The sequence below is a fragment of the Streptomyces sp. SP17BM10 genome, assembly GCF_036322405.1.
GTDB lineage: Bacteria > Actinomycetota > Actinomycetes > Streptomycetales > Streptomycetaceae > Kitasatospora.
In genome coordinates this window covers 1-251 of sequence record NZ_JAQYXB010000091.1, presented here as the reverse complement: position 1 = coordinate 251, position 251 = coordinate 1, and the positions used below count along the sequence as shown (strand labels likewise).

At 78.5% G+C, this 251-nt stretch carries 1 protein-coding gene; it reads right to left on the bottom strand.

The features are described 5' to 3' along the window. Positions 1-251, bottom strand: a 251-nt coding sequence (locus tag PUR71_RS00350) for a polyketide synthase dehydratase domain-containing protein (RefSeq protein ID WP_329924265.1), incomplete at both ends; no start/stop codon positions are given.

Genomic DNA, 251 nt, shown 5'->3' with positions numbered 1-251 from the left:
GGCAGCGCGACCTCGGCGAACAGCTCGTCGCCGCGCCGCCAGGCCGCCCGCAGGCCCCGGAACACCGGGCCGTAGCCGAACCCGGCCTCGGCCATCCGCTCGTACGCGCCGTCCACCGGCAGCGCCTCCGCGCCGGCCGGCGGCCAGACGTCGAAGGCCTCCGCCTCCACGCCACCACCGACGGCCAGCGCACCGGACGCGTGCTGGACCCACCCGGCCTCCGGATCCCCGTCCGGCCGGGAGTGGATCGT